Raw genomic sequence first — 22,025 nt, forward strand, 5'->3', positions numbered from 1 at the left:
GCGCCGGCCCTTGGCGATGAACCCCGCTCCGGGCGGACTTCGCCCGTTTTTGATGCCTCCTTCGCTGTCCCTCCAAGAACGCTACTCGCCCCACGGCCGCTGCTTCGGCTGCGGCCCCGCCAATGATCGCGGTCTGCGCCTCCGCAGCTTCGTCCAGTCTGACGGCACGGTGATGGCCGACTGGCAGCCCGAACCGCACCATGAGGCGTTTCCCGGCATCCTCAACGGCGGCATCATCGGCGCCCTGCTCGACTGCCACTCCAACTGGACCGCGGCGTGGCACCTCATGCAGCAGCGCAAACTCGACGCCCCGCCCTGCACCGTCACCGCCAGCTACGCCGTCAAACTTCTCCGCCCGACTCCCACCGGCGCGCCGGTGCATCTCGTCGCTCGCGTCGCGGAAGCACAGGAAGACCGCGCGCGCATCGAAGCTTCCCTCACCTCTGCCGGCGTCATCTGCGCCACGTGTGCCGGCACCTTCGTCGCCGTGAAGCCGGGACATCCCGCCTTCCACCGCTGGTAACGACGATGGATAAAACCACTCTTATTCAACGCATCGTCGGCCGCCTGCGCGAAGACTTCGACTTACAAGTGCGCGCCGCCGCTCTCGCCCGCGACGAGGCCACCAACGAAGAGAGTCGTGCGGAAAACAAATACGACACGCGTGGTCAGGAGGCGGCTTACCTGGCGGAAGGTCAGGCGCGACTCGCCGCCGAGATCGAGCAAAGCATCAACCTCTATCACGCGTTACCCGCCGATCCTTTTCCGCCAGACGCCCCGGCAGCGTTGGGCGCGTTGATTGAGACGGTTTCCGCCCGGGGCGTTCGCTCGTGGTTTTTTCTCGGCCCGCGGTCGGGCGGTCTCGAACTTGAGATCGAGGGGCAACACGTCCTCGTCGTCACCCCGGCCTCCCCGCTCGGCCGGCAACTCCTCGGCCGGCGGGTCGGCGATCAACTCACACTCCCTGGCAAGCCCTCGGCACCGGCGACCGTCGTTGCCGTGCAGTGATCAACGCCCGTCTTCGAGGCTGAAGACGATGGGCACCGCCAGGCGAAACGCGACGGGGCGCCCGTGCACCCGCCCCGGTTCGAATTGCCATTTTGCCACGGCCTTCAACGCCGCCGCCTCGAACAGCGTTGCCGTCGAACGCACCACCCGTGCCGAATGCACATGACCGGATTGGTCCACCGTGAACTCCACGAGCACTTCGCCGGACAGCCCGTCCTTGCGCGCCTCAAACGGATAAACCGGCCCCACCTGCGAACGCGTCCGCGGCGCATGATCGAGCGCCACGGGCATCACCGGTCCGCCCACGTCTGAAAATCCCGAGCTTTCTCCGTGCCCCGGACCAAACGTCCCAGCCGGAATGCGAATGAGTTTGGCCTGCGACGCGGGCGGAGAAGGGATCGTTGGAATCACTATATCATTGGGTTTCGGCGGACGCAGCGCCTCTTCGGTGTGCGGCAGCGCCACGTCCGGCTTCCCTCCGCCGCCCGAATTCTCCGCGTCCACTGGAATCGGCTCATCAAAAATCGGCGCCGGTTTCAACTCCATCACCGGCGGATCGACGGGCCTTTCCGATGGCGGACGGGATGGGGAGCGAAACCCAAACAGCAGCGCCAAGTGCAGCGCCGCAGCAATACCAATGGGCCAGGCGAAGTGTCGTTTCATAGTGTGGCTGGGGTTACCAATACCACGCGCGGCACCACGCGTTCTTACGGATTTTCGGTGAAAACTATACGTTTTTTTGGAGTGTCACCACAGCGCAAAACGGCGCCAAGCTTGGACTCCCTCCTCTAGCGCGCCCCGGCGCACACCGCACGCACATGGTCGCGCAACCAGCGATGTCCGTGATCGGCATCAAGCCGCGGATGCCAGAGCATGGAAACGGTGAATTCGGGTGTCGAAACAGGCAGGAGGAAACTGTGCAGGCCCTCTCGAAGATTGCCCGTGTGGCGTTCGGGAACGGTGGCGATCAAGTCCGACGTCCGCGCGAGGGCGACGGCGGTCGCGAAGCCGGCTACAAGAGACACCACGATCTTTCGTTTCAGCTCGAGATGCGCCAACGCGAGATCGATCGCGTCGCGGTTAATGTCGCGCGATACCCCGATGTGGCGGCCTGCGGCGTAACGCACCGGCGTGATCTTGCCTTTGCTCAACGCGTGGCCTTTCGCCACCACGCCGAGGTACCGATCGCGGAAAAGCGTCTGCGTTCGCAATTCCGGGCTCGTCGTCGATTCCAACACGCCGGTCTCCAGATCGACGGCTCCTTCGCGCAATGGCGTGCTGTCTTTGTCTGGCTTCGGCACGAAGCGCAGTTGCACACCCGGGGCCTCGCCGCTCACCCGGGCGATCAGCGCCGGGCCGAAGTTTTCCACGAAACCCTCACTCGTGCGCAACGTGAAGGTGCGCACGAGCTGCGGCACGTCCAGCTTTCCAATCGGCCGCAAGGCCGCTTCGCTTTCCTGCACCAGTTGCCCCACGCGGGTGCGCAGTTCGACCGCGCGAGGTGTTCTACGCTTTTGTCGGAACGGGGCAGGTGGGCGATATGCCACGCAGCACCGCGACAGCCTACGCCCGCTTGCTCGACCTCGCGCATCGAGCATCCGACGGCGAAACCCTCCAAGCTCTCACGCAGGTGGGGCCGCCGCCGTTCAAGAACATGAAACAGGTCGCCTCGTTCTTTGAGCGGATGGGAAAATACCAACCGGCCGCCGACGCCGTGGCCTTGAACTCTCTGAAACAAAGCCTGCTTTCTCCGCCTCCTGACTACTCCCTGCGTGATGACGTCAACCGCGCCAGAGGTTTTATGGCGGTGCCGCCTTGGTCTCTCTACAATGACCTTCTGAATACCAAGCTCACCGCGCTAGGTCCTGATTTTGACCTCCCGGTGTTCGTCATTCAAGGAGCCGATGACATGGTCACCCCGGTCGGGCTCACCCGGGAGTTCTTCGAGTCCATTCACGCGCCACGCAAAGAGATGGTCACCATTCCCAACGCCGGACACTTCGCCGTCTGGAGTCACGCGGATTTGTTTTTGAATGAACTGGTGAAGCACGTTCGACCACTCGCCGGGTAATCACGGCCCACTCGCATCCACGTCAGCGCACCCGCCCGAAAGGTCGGGCGCGGCTCACTCCGCCGTCCACTTGAAAATCGTTGTCGAGAGCGGTGGCAGCGTGAGTTCGAGCGACTGGCTGTAGCCATCGCAGCCGACCTCCTCCGCCATTCGGCCGCCGCCATTGCCGAGCCCCGTGCCGCCGTAATATTCACTATTGCTGTTGATCACCTCGCGCCAGAAACCGCGCCGTGGCACGCCTACCCGGTAAGGTGCGCGGGTTGCTCCACTGAAATGGCCTACGACGAGTAGTAACGTGCGCTCGTCCTCGGCGATACGCAGATACGCGATCACCTGCGCATCGGCGTCGGTGCAGGAAACCCAGCGAAAGCCCTGCGGCGTGAGGTCGCGTTGCCCCAGCGCCGCCTCGTCGCGATAGAGGCGATTCAGATCGCGCACGAGCAGCCGGATGCCTTCGTGATCCGGAAACTGGCACAGGTGCCAGTCGAGGCTGGCGTCGTGATTCCACTCGTGCGACTGGCCGAAGTCGCACCCCATGAACAACAGCTTCTTGCCCGGATACGCCCAGACATGAGCATATAGCGCCCGCAGGTTGGCCGCCTTCTGCGGGATGTGCCACGCGCCCATTTTGTAGAGCATCGAGCCTTTCCCGTGCACCACTTCGTCGTGCGAATAGACCGAGATAAAGTTTTCCGCATATTGATACAGCATGCCGAACGTAAGGTCATTCTGGTGCCATTTCCGGTGCGCGGGCTCGCGGCTGAAGTAGCTCAACGTGTCGTGCATTAACCCCATGTTCCACTTGAAGTCGAAGCCCAGTCCGCCCTCGCTGGTCGGCCGGCTCACCTGCGGAAACGACGTCGATTCCTCCGCTATCATCAGCACGCCCGGATGGTAGCGCCGCACAAGATCGTTGGTGGTTTTAAGAAATTCGATCGCTTCCAGATTTTCCCGTCCTCCGAACCGGTTGGGCAACCACTCCCCGGCTTTGCGGGAGTAATCGAGATAGAGCATCGACGCCACCGCGTCCACGCGCAGCCCGTCCACATGGTATCGCTCGCACCACGCCAGGGCGCTCGCGGTGAGAAAGCAGCGCACTTCGTTGCGCCCGTAATTAAAGATCAGCGTGCCCCAATCCATGTGCGCGCCCTGCCGCGGATCCGCATGTTCGTACACGTGCGTCCCATCGAATTCCGCCAGCGCGAAGCTATCGCGCGGAAAATGCGCGGGCACCCAGTCGAGGATGACGCCGATGCCGCGCTGATGCAGGTGATCCACGAACCAGGCAAAATCCTCCGGCCGCCCGAACCGGTGCGTCGGCGCGAAGAATCCCGTGACCTGATACCCCCACGAGCCGCTGAACGGATACTCCGCCACGGGCAGCACCTCGATGTGCGTGTAGCCCATTTCCGTCACGTAATCGCCGAGCGCCACCGCGAGTTCGCGATAAGTCAGAGGCCGGTTGTTGTCCTCCGGTTTCCGACGCCACGAACCCAGATGCACTTCGTAGATGGAGATCGGCCGGTCGAGTCGGCCCGCCTGCGCCCGGCGCGCTGCCAACCACGCGTCGTCGCCCCACGCAAACCGATCGACATCGCACACGATCGCCGCGTTGTTCGGCGCGGGCTCGAAATACGTGCCATACGGATCAGTCTTCATCCGCGTGCGCCCTGCCTGATCGCGCACGGAGAATTTATACAGCTCTCCCGCCGCGAGCCCCGGCACAAACAACTCCCACACGCCCGACGAGCCGAGCGGCCGCATCGGATGATAACGCGCATCCCAGCCGTTGAAGTTGCCCAGCAGCGAGACCTGTTTCGCCGCCGGTGCCCACACCGCAAAAGCCGTGCCCACCACGCCGTTCATCTCGCGCACGTGCGAGCCGAGCTTATGGTGCACGCGGTGCTCGTTGCCTTCGTTGAACAGGTAGAGATCTTGCGCGTCCAGCGTCGGCAGAAACGCATACGGATCGAAAAACTGCCGCAACTCCCCGGCCGGCGTGCCCACGCGCAACTGGTAGCGAAACACCTCCTTGCGCTTCGTGATCACGCCTTCGAAGAAACCCTCCTGACCTGTCCGCGTGAGCTCCCACTGCTCGTTCGTCGCCGGATCCACGACCGCACACGTCACCGCATTTTGCACCAACGCGCGCACCAGCACACCGGCTGTTTTCCCCTTTTGGAAAGGGTGCATGCCGACCAGCGTATGCGGATCCGCGTAGCGGGCGTCGAGCAAGGCGCTGAGATCGGCGGGGTTGGTGAGGACTGCCATGCGCTGTGAGTCTGCAGGAGAACGGCGTCACCGTCTAGCCGGGAAACCACCGAAAGCTCAGCCGGTGTTTTTTAACCCGCCGCTGATTCCACTGATGGTCAGCTCCACCACGCGCCTCGCGGCGTCGGCTTCTTCGCCCGCCAGTTTGCCGCCGCGCAAACGCCGGAGCATTTCGACCTGCACATAATTCAGCGGATCGATGTAGGGATTGCGCAGTTCCACCGAGCGCCGCAGGACCGGTTCGTGCCCGAGCAACTGCCGCTCGCCCGTCACCTGCAGAATCGCCCGCTCCGTGCGCGCAAACTCCTCCGCGATCAACCCAAACACCCGCGTGCGCACGCCTTCGTCGGGCACCAGACCCGCATACAGCGCCGCGATCCCCATGTCGGCCTTGCGCAACGTGAGCTGCGCGTTGTCGATCATGGTCGCGAAAAACGGCCACTCCGCGTGCATCGTGCGCAGCAGCCGTCGTCCCGCGGGACCGCGTTGCAACACCGTCTCCAGCGCCGCGCCCAGCCCGAACCAGCCGGGAAAGTTGAAACGGCTCTGCATCCACGAAAACACCCACGGGATCGCGCGCAGGTCGCCCACGCTGTGCGTCGCCTTCCGATACGTCGGCCGCGAGCCGAGCTTCAGGTTCGCGATCTCGTCAATCGGCGTCGCCGCGCGCCAGAACACGAGAAATTCCGGATCGTCATGCACCGCGGCCTTGTAGGCCCGAAAGCCCGCCGCGCTCATCTCGGCCATGGCTGTTTTCCACTCCGCGGGAATCGCCGCCTCTCGTTGCGCCGCATGCGTGCCGAGCAACACGCCATACGTCATCTGCTCGAGGATGCGGTGCGCCAGATCCGGGTCGTGGTAACGCGTGGACAACACCTCTCCTTGCTCCGTCACGCGAATCCCGCCGTCGTGCAAGCCCACCGGTTGCGCGAGAATCGCCTTCGCCGCCGGCCCGCCGCCGCGCGCAATGCTGCCGCCGCGCCCATGGAACAGCGTCACCCGCACACCCTGCTGCCGGCACAACTGCGTGATGGTTTCCTGGGCTTCGTAGAGCGCCCAATTCGCCGTCACATAACCGCAGTCCTTGTTGCTGTCCGAGTAGCCCAGCATCACGTGCTGGTGCTCCGGACGCGGACGGCCGGGCAGTTCGAAATACGCCGCCAGAATTGCGGGCGCGCGTTGCAAATCATCGAGCGTCTCGAAAAGCGGCGCGACGGGCAGCACCGCGCCGGCGAGTCGCTGCAACAGCTCCACTTCCAATAAATCCGACACCTCGTCCGTCATGCTGATGACGTAAATGCCCAGCGCCTCCGAGCCGAAGAGCGCCTGCACCCGCGCCGCCAGCACCAGCGGATCGAGCGCGCTGCGGGTCGCGGGCGAGAGACGGGCGCGTTGGGCCGCCGTCAACGGCTTCGCTTTCGCCAATGCTTTTTGCAGCAACGCGCGTTTTCCGTCTTCCGCGAGGCCCGCGTAGTCGTCGCGTTTCAGCAACTCGCGCACGGCCACTTCGTGCTGCGCGGAGTGCTGGCGCAGATCGAGTCGCGCCGTGTGCAGCCCGAACACGTCCAGCCGCTCCTGCATCGCCTGCAACTCCCCGTCGATCAACACCGCGCCCTTCCCCGCGGCGAGACTAGCGCGAATGACGGCCAGCAGCCGGTCGATGTCGTCCTCCCCGAGAGCATCCTTCCCCGCCGCTGTTTTTTTCTCCAAGGCCGCGCCGTCCTGCACTGCCTCCACCGCACGCGCGAGCTCGCCGCGCAACGCCGTCAGCAACAACCGATACGGCTCATGCGGATACCGACGGCTCAACGCCTCCACATGCGCGCTCGTGGGAATCTTTTCGCGCAACAATTTTCGCAACGCCGGCGAAATCGCGTCGCGCCGATCGCTCACTGTCAGCGTGCGGCCCAGTTCCCGCGCGGACAAGCGGAGCTTTTCGATCGCGAGCCGCCGGTGCAGCGCCAGCACTTCCGCGGTCACGGCCGCGGTGACGTTCGGATTCCCATCGCGATCGCCGCCGATCCACGACCCAAACGTCAGCCAGCGGCGCGGCGCCTGCACATCGGGGAAATGCTCCGCCAACGCGCGTTCCAAATCCGCCTGCAACCGCGGCAGCGTTTCGAACAGCGTCGTGTCAAAATACCACAGCCCCGTGCGCGCCTCGTCGACGACGCCTGGCTGCTCCACCCGGCTGCGGTCCGTCAGCCACAACGAGGCGATTTCGCGCGCCACCCCGTCCGCGTCCGTCCGCAACGCATCGCCGCGCAGCAACTCCCCGAGCCGCCGCAACTTTTCCAACAACGTCCGGCGTTTCGATTCCGTCGGGTGCGCCGTGAACACCAGCTCGATCGCCACGCGGTCGAGCAACCGCTGCATCTCGCCCGCCTCCACCCCCGCCGCCTTCAATTCCGCCACCGCGCTCGCGATCGATTCGCGCAACGGCTCGCCCTGCCCCGCGCGCCACGCCTGCCGGCGTTCGCGGAGCAAGTGCACGCGGAAGTTTTCCTCCGCGAGATTCACCAGCTCGAAATACAAGGTGAACGCCATCGTCTGGTTAAACGCATCCGCCGCCGGCAGCGCTGCGACCGCCGCCGCCAGTTTCACCGCCGCACTTTCGTCCCCCGCGCGTCGCGCCTTCGCCAGCTTGCGCAGCGTTTCAACCGTCTCGAAGGTCGCCGGCCCCTCCAGCCGCGTGATCACCTCGCCGAGCGTTTGCCCGAGCAAACGCACTTGGGCGCTCAGGTGCGACATTTCATGCAGGGCGGAGGAGCGGCGGCGGGCGGTGGGCTTCGTCATCAACGGTGGATTAGCTTGCGCCGGATGGCGTCTCCGGGAAGCGAATTCTGCCGCCGACCTGTCATAGAACCCTTTCGTTCCGCCCGTGTTTTCCCATCCCGGCAGAAGGCTTGCTAGGCCGCCTAACGGTGCTTTGCTGCGCCCGTGCTGACTCGCCGTCTGTTGACCTTTTTTTTCGCCCTTGCCGGTGCCGCGGCGCTCCGTGTTTGCGCCGCCGAATCCGCGCCGCCCAACGTCACCGCCCGCGAGGTGCATTTCGATTACGCGCGCAACGTCTACGTCGTCACCGGCGAAGCGCATCTCACCGATGGCAATGCCCTCCTCACGGCCGACGAGATCCTCTACAACCCCGACACAGGTGATGCCGTCGCCACCGGCCATGTGACGCTCACGCGCGGCCCGCAGCGGCTGCTCGCCGACCAGCTCACCTACCACGTGCGCGACCGCTCATTTTCCGCCAGCGACGTGCGCCTGGGCGAGTATCCGCTTTATGTGAGCGGCGCCACCGCGAGCGGCGCGAAGGATACCGTCACGCTCACCGACGCGCGCGCTTCCGTGCGCGAACCCGGCTCATTCAGCCCGACGCTCACCGCCAACAAGCTCATTTATACGGCGGGCAAAACCGTCCGCGCCGAAGGCGCCACCGCCGGCGTGGGCGGCGTCCATCCGCTCGCGTTGCCCAAGTATCAACAATCGGTGCACGAGCCGGCATTCTCTTACATCGCGTTGACCGGTGGCTACCGTTCGTCGCTCGGCGTGTATGCCGAAGCGGGCCTGCGTCTGCCCGTCGCCCCCGCCGTGAAAGCCGGCGCCGACCTCGGTCTCTATTCCAGCCGCGGCATCCTGATCGGGCCCGCCGCCGAATACGGCAGCGACGACGGACCGTTTCGCGGCTCGTTCCACTCCGGCTTCATTCACGATTACGGCGACCGGCGCACCGGGCTCCTCGGTCGCAGCATTCCCGCTGACCGCGGCTATGCGCTCTGGACGCATCAGCAACAGGCGACCGACGCGCTCACCCTCAACGCGCAGGTCAATTATTGGAGCGATTCGGAAGTGCTCCGCGATTTTCACCCCAGCTGGTTCTTCCCCGTGCAGGAACCCGATACCTTCGCCGAAGCGGTTTACACCGGCGAAAACTACTTCGGCTCAGCTTTCGCACGCTTCCACCCAAACTCCTTTCACAACGTTCAGGAACGCCTCCCGGAACTGCGTTTTGACCTGCTCCCCGTCACGGTCGGCAACGGATTCGTGCAACGCTTCAACACCGGCGTCGCCGTCCTGCGCGATGCTCCCGTTGCCAACACGCCCACCCTCAATAGCCAACGCTTCGACGCCTACTACGCGCTCTCCCGGCCCTTCGCACCGCGCGATTGGTTCAGTTTCACGCCGGTCGTCGGCGGCCGCCTCACGCACTACGCGGAGGCGACCGGCGGTCGCAGCACTTACACCCGCGCCCTCGGCGAGGTCGGCTTCGATGCCGCACTCCGCACCAGCGGCACCTTCGATTACCACAACGAAAAGTGGAAAATCGACGGCCTCCGCCATCTGCTGACACCGCGTATTTCTTACCGCTACGTGCCGCAGGCCGACAAAGGCCAGCTCTACATTCCCGCGATCGACCGCGATACGTTCAACACGTATCTCCCGCCGCTTGGCCTCGGCGACACGCGCAATATCGACGACCTCCGCAAGACCAACACGCTGCGCGTCGGCCTCGATAACACCCTGCAAACGCGCGACCCCGTTTACGGTTCCCGCGACCTGGTAACGCTCAACACCGCCGCCGACTTCCGCTTCGACCGCGCGCCCGGCGAACGCGAACTCGCGGCGATTCACACTGAGCTCATCGTCTCGCCCGTCGCCTGGCTGCAGTTCAATCTCTACGAAAGTTTCGCGCCGGATAATTTCACCCTGCAACAGCTCACCACCGGCATTACGCTGCTCGACGGCGAGGCGTGGTCTTTGCAGCTCGCGAACCATTATTTGCAGCACCAGACCGACGAATACCGGCTCCAATATCGCCTGCGGCTCAACGAAGTTTACGGCATCGCCGCCCGCCTCCAATACGATGCGCGCCACGCCCGGTTCACTGAAACCGCGGTCGGCTTGCAGCAAACCCTCGGCAACGCATGGCTCGTCGAATACGGCGTGACGATCTATGCGGGCCCGCGTCGCGAAAGCAGTTTCGGTTTCGCCGTGCGGCTCACGCCGCTGACGTTTTGATCGCCCGATGAGCATCGCCGGCAGCCAGCGGCAAATTCTCCTCGCCCTGCTCGCCCGTCTGCAACCGCACTGGCATCGCGATCGCAACCTGCCCGCGCGCCTCGATCCCTTGCTCAAGGGCGACCGCCGTTTCGGATCGCGCGACCGCCGGCTCTATCGCGAACTTATTTACACCGCGCTGCGTCTGCTGCCGGAAGTCGAACCGCTGCTCGCTGACAATCCCGACGAAGCCGTGCGCCGCCTCGCTTGGGCCGCGGCCGAAACGCCTGCAACGCGGAATTTTCGCGCCGCATTTGCCACCGGCGAAACGTATGCCGCCGATCCCGTCCGCCTGCTGCCGGGGTGGTTTCGCGCGCATTGCCCCGCCGCGTTCGAACCCCTTCAAGCCGCTGCACTCGCGACGCGCGCGCCGCTCTGGTTGCGCCTGCAAACCGACGACGCTTCGGCCGTCATCGCCGAATTCGCCGCGCTCGGATGGACCGTCGAGAGCGCGCCGCTTTTACCCTCCGCGCTTCGGCTCGGCGCCGACGTCGACGTGACAAAAACCGCTGCTTACGCACGCGGCGCCATCGAAGTGCAAGACCTCGGCTCGCAGTTTTTGCTGCAGACTGTCGGAATTGAGCCCGGCGGCATGTGGCTGGATGCATGTGCCGGTGCCGGCGGCAAAACGCTCCAACTCGCGCGACTCCTCGGTCCCTCCGGCCGGGTCGACGCCACCGACGTTCGCTCCGCCGCGCTCGACGAACTCGTCGTGCGGGTTCGACGCGCGGGACTCGCGAACATCCGCCGCGTCGACGCACCTGCCGCCACCTACGACGGTGTTCTGATCGACGCTCCCTGCTCCGGCTCGGGCACGTGGCGCCGCGCCCCTCATCTCAAGTGGAGCACCACGCCCGACACGATCGAGCGCGCACGCACCGTCCAGCTCGCCCTTTTGCATCAACACGCGGCGCACGTGCGTCCCGGCGGACGCCTCATTTACACCACGTGCTCGCTCAGCCATCGCGAAAACGACGACGTGGTCAGCGAGTTCCTCGTATCCGCTCCCGAGTTCACCGCCGCACCGTTCGCGCGTGATTTCGGCGGCACACCCACTGCGACCGGGCTTACCATCCTTCCCGCGACGCATGATTCCGACGGCTTCTTCGTCGCCTCGCTGCAGCGGCACTAGTTCGACGGCTCATGTTGAGTGCGGAGCGATAAGCGCAGTCCCCCGCCGCCACGTTCGTTCCGCAGTGATGGGTAACACGCTGCGGTCCGATGCCCGCCCTCAAAAGCATCGACGAAAACCGCAACCTCAACACCAAAACCGCATACCTTGACTCTTGACAAAGTTACGTTGAAAGGAGGCGATGAGCCATGGGCGGACCTCTAAGAATGGAATATGCCGGCGCATGCTATCATGTGATCAACCGGGGTAATTATCGGCGTAACGTGTTCGCGGGCGAAGGCGCGGCGGAAGCGTTTGTGCGGACCTTGGACGAGACGGCGACGAGGTTTGGCTGGCGGATCCACGCCTATGTGGTGATGAGCAACCATTTCCATCTCGCGGTGGAGTTGACCGAACCCAATTTGAGCGACGGCATGAAGTGGCTGCAAGGCACGTGGGTGCGACGGTCCAACGGCGTTCGGGGCGTGGTTGGTCGCCCGTTTCAGGGTCGTTACAAAGCGCTCTTGGTGGAGCCGGGGCACGTTCTCGGACAGGTGGCGCATTACATTCACCTCAACCCCGTGCGGGCGGGCGTGGTGGCGGCGAACGAGGCAATCAAATATCCGTGGAGCAGTCTGCCGTGGTGGACGCGAAAGGATCGGCCGGACTGGCTGGAGGCAGAAACTGTGCTCCGCGAAGCGGGCGGACTCAAGGACACCGCGAAAGGCTGGACGAAATACCAAGGTTATCTGGAATTCCTGGCGACTGACGCCGGCATGGCGAAGGAACTGGTCGCCAAACGCCTCAGTCGCGGCTGGTGCGTCGGCGGCGAGAAATTCAAGGCCGCCGCAAGACGTGATCTGGCACGGCGCGGGGCTGATCTCGAGCGCAGCCGCTTTGCCGGGCTCGAGCCCGGGGCGCATCGGGCCGAACGGGAATTGGTCTGGGAAGAAAAACTGGTGAAACTGGCTCAGGCGGCGGAGGTCGACCTCCGCAAACTCGGGAGCGCAAAATCGGCGCCTGCCAAAGTGCTGCTGGCGGCCGGTATGAAGCAGACGACGTCTGTTTCGAATGGCTGGCTGGCGAAAAGGCTCGGCATGGGTCAACCGGCATCGGTCAGCCAGTTTGTGCGCCGAGCGCTGCTCGACAGTGCCGGCCGGAAGCGGATCAAGGCGCTGCTGTCAAAAGTCGAGGCCTGAGGTTTTTGGATCCGGTTGAGGTTTTTGGATCCGGTGAGTCCGATGGGACGAAAAGCCCACGCTTTCCCCTTCAGGACCGGGAGAGATCGCCAGCAAAACCGCACGTCGTGGATCTTGACTCAACAAACTACCAGGAGCCGCACCGACTTTTCGGGTGCCCTTGCAGCCACATCGCTGCACCGCCCATGGCCACTTCACTTGGCACGCGCGACACTCCCGCTGCCCGATGTTGCATCGCTCGCTCTTGGACGTTTTGCACTCCCCTCGCCCCAGAATTGGAATTAAGGCGAAGCTGCCCGCGCGAGACGACACCGGCGCCGTAGAGTGTCGTAACCCGCGCAGGAGCGGCGTCGTGCGCCGAAACATTTTCCCTTGCCGCCGTCCACGCCCCCACAACCATGCCCGCCAACGTGGTTCCCGACGCCGATTATCGCATCAAACTTCAGGTCTTCGAAGGCCCGCTCGACCTGCTCCTCTTCCTCATTCGCAAGAATGAGTTGGATATTTACGACATCCCGATCGAGTCGGTCACCCACCAATACATCGATGCGCTCCACGCGATGCAGCAGCTCGATCTCGACGTCGCCGGCGAGTTTTTTGTCATGGCCGCGACGCTCATGGAAATCAAAAGCCGCATGCTCCTCCCGCGCGGCCAGGCCGCCATCGATCCCAACGCCGATGATGATGAGGTCGATCCGCGCTGGGAACTCGTCAGTCAACTGCTCCAATACAAGAAATTCAAAGAAGCGTCCGCCGAATTGCATGACTTGATTACGCAACGGCAGGACTTGATGGAGCGTTATGTTTCCTCGCTCTCGATCGATCCCGCCACACGTCCGCTGCGCGCCGTGGACCGCATCGAATTGTGGAACGCCTTCAACGTGGTGCTGCGCCGTCTCGCGGAAAAACTCGTGGTGGGCGAAATCCACGATGAGCAGGTCACCGTCTCCGACCGCATGTCGTATTTGCTCCAACGCATCGAGACGAAGCCGGAGTTCATCTTTTCGTCGCTGTTCGAGGGCCAGGTGTCGTTGCGCATGCTCGTGGCGACCTTCCTCGCCGTCTTGGAATTAACGCGCTTGCGGAAGCTTCGCCTCCGCCAGGACGAGGCGTTCACAGACATCGTCTGCACCGCCGTGCCGGCGGAAAACCCGCTTGAAACCGCGACCGACACCCTCACCGTCTCCGCGTGAAGAAGAAGAAAAATCCCGCGCCGCGCGCCGCCGGCATCCTCGGCGTCGGCCTCGATAATGATGATGGTCACAAGCGCATCACCACGGGCGAGAAGTTCGTTCTCGTCGGCGGTTCGGCCGAGACGCACGGGCGGATGACCGAAACTGTCGTGAAAACGTTCGAAGAGTTGAAGGCTCGCGGCAAGGAGCTCCACCAAGTGGAGCCGCGCGAACTCGCCGACATCGTGCACAAATCCACGCCCGCCTGAGCGCGCCGATTTGCTTTTAACCGCTTCGCCCACTCTTTTCTCCGCCATGTCCGACAAGATCACCAATCTGTCCTCCGAGAGCTTCAAATCCACCATCGCGTCCGCGACGACGCCGGTCCTCGTCGATTTCTGGGCCCCATGGTGCGGCCCCTGCAAGGCGATCGCGCCGGTCCTCGAAGAGCTCGCCGTGGAGCTCGATGGCCAGATCAAGATTTGCAAAGTCAACGTCGACGAAAACGACGCCGTCTCCGCCGAATACGGCATTCGCGCCATCCCCACCATGCTCGTGTTCAAAGGCGGCCAGATGGTCGAGCAGATCGTAGGCATGCTGCCGAAAGCCGCGCTCAAATCAAAACTCGCCGCGCATCTTTGAGTCGGTCCGCGACTGACGGCCTTCTTCGCCCGCCCCTTCGGTGGCGGGCTTTTTTATAGCATCACGCCAATGCTCAGCAGCACCGCGTAGCCGGCGAGCAGCAAGCCCGTCTCGCCCAGCAACGCAATCAGCTCCCTCGACTCGCGCGCCGCGCTCAGCCGCCGCAGATGCCACATTGCGACCGGCGCCAGCAGAAACGGCAGGAGGATCCACGCCGCGGCACCCCGCGCCCACAACGCCACCGGCACCAACCACGCGAACGCCATGGCTCCGCCGAACTGCGCCCGCGCAAAGCCGCGCCCGAACCGCACCACCAAGGTGCGCTTGTTCGCCCGCACATCCGTCTCCAGATCGCGATAGTTGTTCAAAAGGAGAATGTTTGTCGTCAACGCACCAATCGCAGCTCCCGCCAGTAACACATCGCTGGTGATCAGTCCCGCCTGCACATAAAAAGTCGCGCCCACCGCCACCAAGCCGAAGAAGACAAACACGAACACATCGCCCAACCCGTGATAACCGAGCGGCCACGGTCCACCTGTGTAGGCAATGCCACAGAGAATGCTGATCACGCCCACCGCGATCAGCCACGGCCCGCCCCACGCCACGAGGCCGAGGCCGGACAAAAACGCCACGGTAAACACCCCCCACATCGCGCGTTTCATCGTCGCGGGGCTGATCAATCCTGCTGCGACCGCCCGCCGCGGACCCACGCGCCCCGGCGTGTCCGCCCCGTGCACGAAGTCGTAGTAGTCGTTCGCAAAATTCGCTCCGATTTGCACGAGCAGCGCAAACGTCAGGCACAAGCCCGCCGCGCCCGCCGAAAATGCCCCGCCGCGCCACGCGAAAGCCGTGCCCACGAGCACCGGTGCCACCGCCGCCGGCAACGTGCGGGGCCGCGTCGCTCCCAGCCAGACCTGCGCGCGTCCCTCCGCCATGGCTACTTTGCGGGCGTGGACGACGGCACCGTGCGTTGCACCGCGATCCGCAGCGGACGCTTGCCAAAGATGGAAATGAGCACCGGCAGCAACGCCGCCGCCGCCGGCATCCACGCGATCACGTTACCCCAGCCGCCGAATAGCGGCCCGAAAATCCCCAGCAGAAACGTGTAAGTGATCAGCAGACGCTCCGGGCCGAACAGCATCGGGCTCACTGCCCAGATCAACGCCCACGCCAGCGCGCCCGGCACAAAACCCACCACGCCGAGCGACACGCCCGTGACGAAATAAATGGGCGCGACGAACACGAGCGCGTGCCCTCGCCGTTCCTCGTTGGAACGCACGGTCTGAATCGCCACCGCGATGAGCAGCACGCCGGCCTTCACTCCGGTAATCATCGCCACCGTGCTGTCGTTGGCGAGCGAAGCGGCGTCCGCCGAATCGAACACAAACGAGAAGTCCACCAGCGCCCAGGCACCCGCCCCCGCGCGCAGCAGGTCGAGAAAATTGCGTTTCTTCAACAACTCCGCCCAGAACCGCACGATCCGCGTCGATCGGTCGTAACTGACCGGCGGCCGGCGCAGCCGGTTGGCGAGGCGCCCGATTGCTCCTCGCCGGTGTGGCTTCCGTGCTTTTTCGCCGAAATAGAGCCAGGACCGCGGAGCCCAGAGCAAAAGGAGAGCAGGAAGAAGAAAAACGTAATGAACGGTCATGCCGGAGCTATCGGTGGTAGCGGCAAGAGTGCGCGCCGCAACCCCATTTCCGCCCCTCTCCGCGCGACGCGTCCCGGGGCTCGCCCTATCCGCACGGGTTCTGCGGCATTCCTGTCATTTTCTTGCGAGCCCGCCCAAACCGGCAGAATTTGTCCGTCCCGTCGGCGTCGCGTCACCGCGCCACCGGCCAGCACGCCTATGAAATCTCGGTTCTTTCACCTCGGACTTCCCGTGTGGGTCGTCGCCCTTGCTTTTATTCTCGTCGCGTCCACTCGGGCGGCGACCGCCCCCGCCGCTTTCGACGGCCATTGGACGTTGCTCCCGTTCAAGAGCACCCAGATCGATCTCTTCAACAACCTCGCCCTCGAGATCGAGTCCGCCGGCGACCACGTGACGCTCGCCAAAGCCTGGGGCAGCCGCGGCTACCAACACGTCGATCGGATGACGCTTCGCACCGACGGCACCGCCAACGACGTGCCCGTGACCGATCGCGTGTGGACGCCGCAGCCGTTCATGGGCGTTTCGATGAAGGTCGGCTCGCAACAGCAGGTCACGGCCAAGTGGAGCGCCGACGGGCGCTCGCTCGAAGTGGATCGCCACTACACCGTGCTCGCCTCGCAAGGCCCGCAGGAGATCACCAGCCACGAGACCTACGCGCTCGGCGTGGGCGACGAAACGCTCACGCTGCGCGTCGTCCGCTCCACGCGAACGACCGGCCCCGAGGAACGCTACACCTTCAAGCGCGCCGGCACCAAGGAAGCCTATGTGATGAAACTCGAGAATCACTGGCACGTCGCCGACGACCTCGATCAAAACGCCCTCCTCATCAGTTTGCAGGGCCTCGCCAACACCGACGCACCGCGCCTCTATTTTCTTTATCCCGATGACTGGGAGTTTCGTTTCAGCCAACCCGTCTTCGATTACTATCAACATCAGCTCGACTATACGTTCACCGAGCTGAAGACGCCCGCGCAGGCGTTGCAGGCGCTGAAAGCGCAGATCAAGGGCTACATCGTGTGGGACAAAGCCGTGCGCAATTCCCTCGACGTCGCCTTCACGCTCGCCGGCGTCCAGCGCGGCGTCGTCGTCAGCGCCGAGCAAATTCCTCTCGCTGAAAAAGCCGGCTTGAAACTCCTCACCGACCTCCGCGGTCAGTTCGCCGGCCTCAACGACGCCGCCCTGTTTCGCAAAGCTTACGAACTTTACGGCGCGCAATGCAGCCGCGACACCGTCGTGTGGATGGGCGGCGTCGCCGGCGCGGAGATGAAGCCCGGCATCGCCGACTACGGCATCGCCCATCGCGCCTTCTTTGCCGATCTTTCCACGCTGAAAACCGATACCGAGGAATACGACCTCGCGAAGGAAATCCTCAGCCACCAGAAACCGCTTTCGATGGTCTTCGGCTGGCATTCCTACGCCAAGGACAAGGAGCGCGATTTCGTCAGCCTCACGTCGAGCTTCGCCCTGCGCGTCGAAGGGTTGAACACGTTTCCCAATCTCAGCTTCACGAGCAAGACGCCACCCTCGCCCGGTTTCAAATTCGTCAACCATCACAACGTCGTTCCAGGCAAGATTTACACGCCGCAGAAGAAAGTTTACATCGCCTGTCTCCAGACCGACGGCCTCGGTCTCGGCGCCTGGACACGCCCCGGCCGCGGCGACATTCCGTATGCTTGGGAGGTCACCATCAACTGGCAATGGATGGCGCCCACCATGCTCGAATACTATTACCGCACGGCCACGAAGAACGACCTGTTCATCGGCGCGCTGACCGGCCCGGGCTACATGTATCCGAAGGCGATTCCGGCCAAACTCCTGCCCGGTGTGATCAGCCTCGCCGACGACATTATGCACAAACTCGATATCAACATTTTCGAGACGATGGATTACTCGGAAGGCGCGACCGTTGTGGGCAACAGCGAACTGCCCAAGCGCATCGTGGATGCTTACTATCAGGGCATGCCCGACGCGATCGGCTTCGCCAACGGCTACTCGCCCGCCTTCACGTTCACTTCGCGCGATGGCCGGCCCTTCGTCTCGTTCGATTACTATCTCTCTGAAGAACGTCCCGCGGACGCCGCCGTCGCCGATCTCCAGGAACTCGCGCGCATCAATCCGCAACGCCCGTATTTCCTCCTCGTGCACGTGCGCGAGTGGAGCGACATCTCGCGCGTCAAATCGATCCTCGACCAACTCGGGCCGGACTTCGAAGTGGTGCCGATGGATGTCTTCATGAAACTCGCCGGTCAGCAGCCGACTTTCGCGGAACGCTACCTTCCCTCGAATCCCCCCGCCGCCGCCGCCGCGAAATAAGTCACCGCGTCGCCGGCTCGCGAAACGTCTCGTGCGCCGGCACGTGCAGCGTGCGCTCCAGCTCGCGGATTCGCGCGAGCACGAGCGGCGCCTCAGCGGCTTCGTCGTTCGCCGGCAGTGTCGGATACCATTCGCACAACCATCGATAAGCCTCGGCCGGCTCCCCTGCCCGCCGCCACAATTCCGCCGCCAGCCGCCCCGCGAAGAACGGCGCCCCCGGGCGCTCCGCCGCTCGGCGATACAGCAGTGCCGCGCGCCGCACATCGTGCAGGCGGATCAGCGTGATCGACGCCCGTTCCAACTGCAGGCGCACGTCCCCCGGGTGAGCGAGCTCCGCCCGATCCAGCCAGCGCAACGCCACCCTCGCCTGCTCTGCTTCAATTTTCGTCGCCTCCCCCTCGCCACTTTTCCCCGCCGCGTCGATCCGCCACGTCGACATGTCGTGCGCGATCATGCGCGCACCGTTGAGCCAAAAATACACCGGCTCGGGATTCAGCGTTGTCGTCAGCCACAGCTCCGCCATCACGCCCGCTCGATCGTGACGCTCCCACTGCACGTAGGCCCGCAACCACAGCACGTCCGCCGCCGCCGCGCGCAGGCCGCCGACGCGCGGCGTTTTGCTCTCCGCCCGCCGCGCCACCGGCGCTAGTCCCAGCCCTGCGACCGCGACCGCGGCGAGAATTCCGGGCACTTTCCAACGCGTCATCATCGTTCCCTGCGCTACAAATCCCGACTCCGAAAACTCGCCGCCGCGAGCGCCGCGAACACCACCAAATACGATGCTCCGTAAAGCGTCACCCAGGCGGCGTTCGCGCCCCCCGTCCAATCCAGCGCGCCCAAATTCGGCAACACGAGACCGACTCCGCGCAACGCCCACGTGCCCCACGTCGGCTCGCCGCGCACGTAAACCGCCTGCGCCACCGGCAAGAGCTGACACGCCACGAGCCAGCCCAAACTCACGCTCATCGCCAGCAATGCCGTCCGCGCCACCGTGCAGACCAGCATCGTCATGGCCGCGACAACACTGAGCCGCAGCCACGCCAACGCCCCGCCCGCGCACAGTTCCTTCCACGGCACCGCCACCGCGACGCCGGCACGATCCAGCTCCACCGCCCGCGCCCACACGAGCGCCACGATCAACGCCATCAGCAATCCGCAAAACACTCCGAGCACCGTCACAACGCCCAGCAGTTTTCCCGCGATAAATTCTGTGCGGCTCACCGGACGCGCGAGCACTGCTTGCAGGGCGCGCTGCTCCAGTTCCGCAAAAAAGCTCTGCGCCGGCAAAGCGATCGCCAGCAACGCGCCGAAAAAGGTCACCGCGCCCAATCCCACGTCGGTGAGAAAGCGCAGCTCCGTCTCACCAAAATTCACTTCGCGAAACAGCCGTCCCGCGATCACGAGCGCCGCGCCCAGCAGCACGCCCAATTGGAACAGCCGTTGCCGCCGCGCATCGCGCCACGTGGCGTCCGCGATCAGCCACACCCGCCGCGCCGCCGCTCGCGTTGCCATCACCTCGGCCGTTTTGGTCGGCGTGCTCATGCGTCGCGGCGTTCTCCCTGGGTCGCCGCGAGCAGGATTTGCTCCAGTCGCCCGCGATCGTCGGCCGGCGTCGGTGCCGGCCATCCGCGCTCCGCGAGCCAGCGCGCCAACTGCTCCGCCGCCGCGTCATTCGGCGCCGCCCAGTTCCACGTTCTCCCATTGCCCGCCGCGAGCGTTTTCACTTCGCCGCTCAACGTCACCCGCCCGCGCTCCAGCACCGTCACGCGATCGCACAACGCCGCGATCTGCGTCACCGTGTGCGACGTGAGCACGATCGTCTTGCCGCGCGCGCGCAGTCCGGCGATCAACGCATCGATCGCCGCCGCACCCACCACGTCCACGCCCGCGGTGGGCTCGTCGAGGATCAGCAAGTCCGGATCGTGCACCAACGCCTGGGCGAGGCCGAGCCGCTGCCGCATGCCCTTCGAATATCCGCCTGCCGCGCGATCAGCTGCGGCCTGCAGCCCCACTTGCGCAAGAACTTCGTCCGCCCGCGCCGCGCCCGCCTTGCCGGCGCACCCCGACAACGCCGCGAAATACCGCACCACCTCGCGCCCGGTCAGATGCGGAAAAAACGCCGGCGATTCCGGCAGGTAACCCACGCTCCGTCGCACCGCCCGCACGCCCGCCGGCCGGCCGAGCACCGCACATTCGCCGCCGCTCGCCCGGAGCAGCCCAAGCGCGATTTTCAACAACGTCGATTTGCCGGAGCCGTTCGCTCCGAGAAGGCCGAAAACTTCCCCTGCTTCCACGCGCAGGTTCACGTTGTCCAACGCCCGCAACCGTCGGCCGCGCAGGCCTACGTCAAAGTCTTTCGTCAGCCCGCGCGCTTCCAGTGCCGGCCCGGCGTGATCCATTTCAGGAGCGGATCGTAAACCCGCGAAATTGCGGCGCGCGTCGGCCCGCGGTGCGCTCCACTTTCCGGATGAAACCATGCATGCGGTCGCCCACCGCTTCGATGAACGCGTTTACTTCCTCCGTCCGGCCTTCGACTTCCACCTGCACCCGGCCATCCGGAAGGTTGGCGACGGAGCCAGCCACATCGAATTCCTTGGCCACTTGGGAGGTCGCGTAGCGGAAGCCCACGCCCTGCACCCGGCCGTTGAAAAATACCACCTCGTAATGCACGTCGCTCATGCCAGAAACCGCCACGCTGGTGAGCGTTGCGCAGCGATTCAATCCGCAATCCCTGCCCGCCCGGTCTTTTCATTTGCTTTACCACCCGGCCCGCACTCAGTTCTGCCCATCACATGAAGGATTTCGATTCTGACGGCCTCTCGGACAACGAGTGGGAAGACCGCGGTGATCTTGCCTGGAACGAGTTTGATTGGGAGAAATACCTCCGCGACCAAGACGAAAACATCCTGCGGTATCTCGCTTACTACGACACCTTTAAAGACAGCCCCGAGCGCATCGACGAAATCGCCGATCGCATGGGCTGGGATCGCGCGGCCACGTCGGCCACCGGCGGCATTGCCGATGACGATGACGACGATGATGACGACGACTCCGACGACGAGCCGGACGACGTTTACACGCTGCACAAAAACCCGATCTACATCGCCACCAAGGCGCTCTATTTGAGCCTCCGTCGGCAGTGGTTGGTGTTGACCGCCCACCGCGAGAACTCCGGCTCTGCCGCCTCCCTGCCTTACCTCGACGCCCTGCATCGCGGCGAAGAAGTGGCCATGCAAGCGATTCACGCCCTCGACTTTGGCGATTATGCCATGGCCGTCGCGCTCTTCAAACGCGCGCTCCGGGCTTGGAATCAGTCGCTCTCGCTCCTCGATCGCACCGCCACCGACCAGTCGCTCGCCCTCGGCCCTTACCGCGAGGACGCCCGGCAACGCCTTTTCGATCTGCGCGAGATCTGGCTCCGCGTCATCTCTGAGTGCCGCACGGAACTCGATCGTCCGATCGACGAGGAAAACAGCTAAGTTCGCGCGGCCCGCGGGTGGCGGGTGGCGTTCGCCTCTGAACGCCCTTC

General features: G+C 64.4%; 20 protein-coding genes and 1 pseudogene. 11 read left to right on the forward strand and 10 right to left on the reverse strand.

Features of this window, described 5'->3' with window-relative positions:
• Positions 1-52: 52 nt before the first annotated feature.
• Both K0B96_RS08470 and K0B96_RS08475 read left to right on the forward strand, forming a co-directional pair.
• Positions 53-523, forward strand: coding sequence for a PaaI family thioesterase (locus tag K0B96_RS08470; protein WP_220166065.1), 471 nt, complete (start codon positions 53-55; stop codon positions 521-523).
• A gap of 5 nt (positions 524-528) precedes the next feature.
• Entirely contained in the window at positions 529-1,008 is a 480-nt protein-coding gene (locus tag K0B96_RS08475; RefSeq protein ID WP_220166067.1) for a GreA/GreB family elongation factor, read from the forward strand.
• Here the strand turns inward: K0B96_RS08475 and K0B96_RS08480 are convergent, their stop codons facing one another.
• Both K0B96_RS08480 and K0B96_RS08485 read right to left on the reverse strand, forming a co-directional pair.
• The gene (locus K0B96_RS08480; protein WP_220166069.1) at positions 1,009-1,671 is read right to left on the reverse strand and encodes an energy transducer TonB; all 663 of its coding nucleotides are present in this window, start codon (positions 1,669-1,671) and stop codon (positions 1,009-1,011) included. It abuts the gene before it with no gap.
• Between the two features lie 125 nt (positions 1,672-1,796).
• Positions 1,797-2,513 (reverse strand): annotated as a pseudogene (locus K0B96_RS08485) (LysR substrate-binding domain-containing protein); the annotation flags it as partial.
• Here K0B96_RS08485 and K0B96_RS08490 point away from each other — a divergent pair.
• Positions 2,510-3,079, forward strand: a complete 570-nt coding sequence (locus tag K0B96_RS08490) for an alpha/beta fold hydrolase (RefSeq protein ID WP_220166072.1) — start codon at positions 2,510-2,512, stop codon at positions 3,077-3,079. The pseudogene K0B96_RS08485 and the gene K0B96_RS08490 sit on opposite strands and share 4 nt — an antisense overlap.
• A gap of 54 nt (positions 3,080-3,133) precedes the next feature.
• Here K0B96_RS08490 and glgB read toward each other — a convergent pair whose 3' ends face one another.
• A complete protein-coding gene (glgB, locus tag K0B96_RS08495; RefSeq protein ID WP_220166074.1) occupies positions 3,134-5,350 on the reverse strand; it encodes a 1,4-alpha-glucan branching protein GlgB in 2,217 nt (738 codons plus the stop codon).
• A gap of 57 nt (positions 5,351-5,407) precedes the next feature.
• Positions 5,408-8,146: a phosphoenolpyruvate carboxylase gene (gene ppc / locus K0B96_RS08500; RefSeq protein WP_220166077.1), complete on the reverse strand. Its 2,739-nt coding sequence runs from the start codon at positions 8,144-8,146 to the stop codon at positions 5,408-5,410.
• Between the two features lie 144 nt (positions 8,147-8,290).
• Between ppc and K0B96_RS08505 the strand changes: the two genes are divergently transcribed.
• The 6 genes from K0B96_RS08505 (at position 8,291) to trxA (ending at position 14,535) form a co-directional block, all read left to right on the forward strand.
• The gene (locus tag K0B96_RS08505) at positions 8,291-10,372 is read left to right on the forward strand and encodes an LPS-assembly protein LptD (RefSeq protein WP_220166078.1); all 2,082 of its coding nucleotides are present in this window, start codon (positions 8,291-8,293) and stop codon (positions 10,370-10,372) included.
• A 7-nt stretch (positions 10,373-10,379) separates the two neighbouring features.
• The gene (locus K0B96_RS08510; protein ID WP_220166080.1) at positions 10,380-11,543 is read left to right on the forward strand and encodes an RsmB/NOP family class I SAM-dependent RNA methyltransferase; all 1,164 of its coding nucleotides are present in this window, start codon (positions 10,380-10,382) and stop codon (positions 11,541-11,543) included.
• A 206-nt stretch (positions 11,544-11,749) separates the two neighbouring features.
• On the forward strand, positions 11,750-12,721 hold the full coding sequence (locus K0B96_RS08515) for a transposase (RefSeq protein ID WP_220166082.1): 972 nt from the start codon (positions 11,750-11,752) through the stop codon (positions 12,719-12,721).
• Positions 12,722-13,119: 398 nt separating this feature from the next.
• A complete protein-coding gene (locus K0B96_RS08520; protein WP_255558909.1) occupies positions 13,120-13,914 on the forward strand; it encodes a segregation and condensation protein A in 795 nt (264 codons plus the stop codon).
• A complete protein-coding gene (locus K0B96_RS08525) occupies positions 13,911-14,162 on the forward strand; it encodes a hypothetical protein (RefSeq protein ID WP_220166084.1) in 252 nt (83 codons plus the stop codon). The genes K0B96_RS08520 and K0B96_RS08525 overlap by 4 nt, the downstream gene beginning before the upstream one ends.
• Positions 14,163-14,208: 46 nt before the next feature.
• Positions 14,209-14,535, forward strand: coding sequence for a thioredoxin (trxA, locus tag K0B96_RS08530; protein WP_220166086.1), 327 nt, complete (start codon positions 14,209-14,211; stop codon positions 14,533-14,535).
• Between the two features lie 53 nt (positions 14,536-14,588).
• Here trxA and K0B96_RS08535 read toward each other — a convergent pair whose 3' ends face one another.
• Both K0B96_RS08535 and K0B96_RS08540 read right to left on the reverse strand, forming a co-directional pair.
• Entirely contained in the window at positions 14,589-15,470 is an 882-nt protein-coding gene (locus tag K0B96_RS08535; RefSeq protein WP_220166088.1) for a 1,4-dihydroxy-2-naphthoate polyprenyltransferase, read from the reverse strand.
• 2 nt (positions 15,471-15,472) lie between these two features.
• On the reverse strand, positions 15,473-16,183 hold the full coding sequence (locus K0B96_RS08540; RefSeq protein ID WP_220166090.1) for a hypothetical protein: 711 nt from the start codon (positions 16,181-16,183) through the stop codon (positions 15,473-15,475).
• A gap of 198 nt (positions 16,184-16,381) precedes the next feature.
• Between K0B96_RS08540 and K0B96_RS08545 the strand changes: the two genes are divergently transcribed.
• Positions 16,382-18,496, forward strand: coding sequence for a GxGYxYP domain-containing protein (locus K0B96_RS08545; protein WP_220166099.1), 2,115 nt, complete (start codon positions 16,382-16,384; stop codon positions 18,494-18,496).
• Position 18,497: 1 nt separating this feature from the next.
• Here K0B96_RS08545 and K0B96_RS08550 read toward each other — a convergent pair whose 3' ends face one another.
• Genes K0B96_RS08550 through K0B96_RS08565 form a run of 4 tightly spaced genes read right to left on the reverse strand, consistent with a single transcriptional unit; the run spans position 18,498 to position 21,175 of the window.
• A complete protein-coding gene (locus tag K0B96_RS08550; RefSeq protein WP_220166101.1) occupies positions 18,498-19,205 on the reverse strand; it encodes a tetratricopeptide repeat protein in 708 nt (235 codons plus the stop codon).
• A gap of 11 nt (positions 19,206-19,216) precedes the next feature.
• Positions 19,217-20,038, reverse strand: a complete 822-nt coding sequence (locus K0B96_RS08555; protein WP_220166104.1) for an ABC transporter permease — start codon at positions 20,036-20,038, stop codon at positions 19,217-19,219.
• Positions 20,035-20,895, reverse strand: coding sequence for an ABC transporter ATP-binding protein (locus K0B96_RS08560; protein WP_220166106.1), 861 nt, complete (start codon positions 20,893-20,895; stop codon positions 20,035-20,037). The genes K0B96_RS08555 and K0B96_RS08560 overlap by 4 nt, the downstream gene beginning before the upstream one ends.
• A 1-nt stretch (position 20,896) precedes the next feature.
• On the reverse strand, positions 20,897-21,175 hold the full coding sequence (locus tag K0B96_RS08565; protein WP_220166108.1) for an acylphosphatase: 279 nt from the start codon (positions 21,173-21,175) through the stop codon (positions 20,897-20,899).
• A gap of 113 nt (positions 21,176-21,288) precedes the next feature.
• On the opposite strand from K0B96_RS08565, the gene K0B96_RS08570 reads away from it, so the two are divergent.
• Positions 21,289-21,975 carry a hypothetical protein gene (locus K0B96_RS08570; protein ID WP_220166110.1) on the forward strand — a complete coding sequence of 229 codons (687 nt, stop codon included), beginning with the start codon at positions 21,289-21,291 and terminating at the stop codon, positions 21,973-21,975.
• Positions 21,976-22,025 lie beyond the last annotated feature (50 nt).

Source organism: Horticoccus luteus, assembly GCF_019464535.1.
GTDB lineage: Bacteria > Verrucomicrobiota > Verrucomicrobiia > Opitutales > Opitutaceae > Horticoccus > Horticoccus luteus.

Bases quoted from the DNA above. Each gene is read 5' to 3' on its own strand.
- K0B96_RS08475 (WP_220166067.1), top strand. From the start codon at position 529: ATGGATAAAACCACTCTTATTCAACGCATCGTCGGCCGCCTGCGCGAA.
- K0B96_RS08515 (WP_220166082.1), top strand. From the start codon at position 11,750: ATGGAATATGCCGGCGCATGCTATCATGTGATCAACCGGGGTAATTAT.
- K0B96_RS08520 (WP_255558909.1), top strand. From the start codon at position 13,120: ATGCCCGCCAACGTGGTTCCCGACGCCGATTATCGCATCAAACTTCAG.
- K0B96_RS08470 (WP_220166065.1), top strand. From the start codon at position 53: ATGCCTCCTTCGCTGTCCCTCCAAGAACGCTACTCGCCCCACGGCCGC.
- K0B96_RS08480 (WP_220166069.1), bottom strand. From the start codon at position 1,671: ATGAAACGACACTTCGCCTGGCCCATTGGTATTGCTGCGGCGCTGCAC.
- K0B96_RS08545 (WP_220166099.1), top strand. From the start codon at position 16,382: ATGAAATCTCGGTTCTTTCACCTCGGACTTCCCGTGTGGGTCGTCGCC.
- K0B96_RS08535 (WP_220166088.1), bottom strand. From the start codon at position 15,470: ATGGCGGAGGGACGCGCGCAGGTCTGGCTGGGAGCGACGCGGCCCCGC.
- trxA (WP_220166086.1), top strand. From the start codon at position 14,209: ATGTCCGACAAGATCACCAATCTGTCCTCCGAGAGCTTCAAATCCACC.
- K0B96_RS08555 (WP_220166104.1), bottom strand. From the start codon at position 20,038: ATGAGCACGCCGACCAAAACGGCCGAGGTGATGGCAACGCGAGCGGCG.
- glgB (WP_220166074.1), bottom strand. From the start codon at position 5,350: ATGGCAGTCCTCACCAACCCCGCCGATCTCAGCGCCTTGCTCGACGCC.
- K0B96_RS08565 (WP_220166108.1), bottom strand. From the start codon at position 21,175: ATGAGCGACGTGCATTACGAGGTGGTATTTTTCAACGGCCGGGTGCAG.
- K0B96_RS08510 (WP_220166080.1), top strand. From the start codon at position 10,380: ATGAGCATCGCCGGCAGCCAGCGGCAAATTCTCCTCGCCCTGCTCGCC.
- K0B96_RS08540 (WP_220166090.1), bottom strand. From the start codon at position 16,183: ATGACCGTTCATTACGTTTTTCTTCTTCCTGCTCTCCTTTTGCTCTGG.
- K0B96_RS08570 (WP_220166110.1), top strand. From the start codon at position 21,289: ATGAAGGATTTCGATTCTGACGGCCTCTCGGACAACGAGTGGGAAGAC.
- K0B96_RS08550 (WP_220166101.1), bottom strand. From the start codon at position 19,205: ATGATGACGCGTTGGAAAGTGCCCGGAATTCTCGCCGCGGTCGCGGTC.
- K0B96_RS08560 (WP_220166106.1), bottom strand. From the start codon at position 20,895: ATGGATCACGCCGGGCCGGCACTGGAAGCGCGCGGGCTGACGAAAGAC.
- ppc (WP_220166077.1), bottom strand. From the start codon at position 8,146: ATGACGAAGCCCACCGCCCGCCGCCGCTCCTCCGCCCTGCATGAAATG.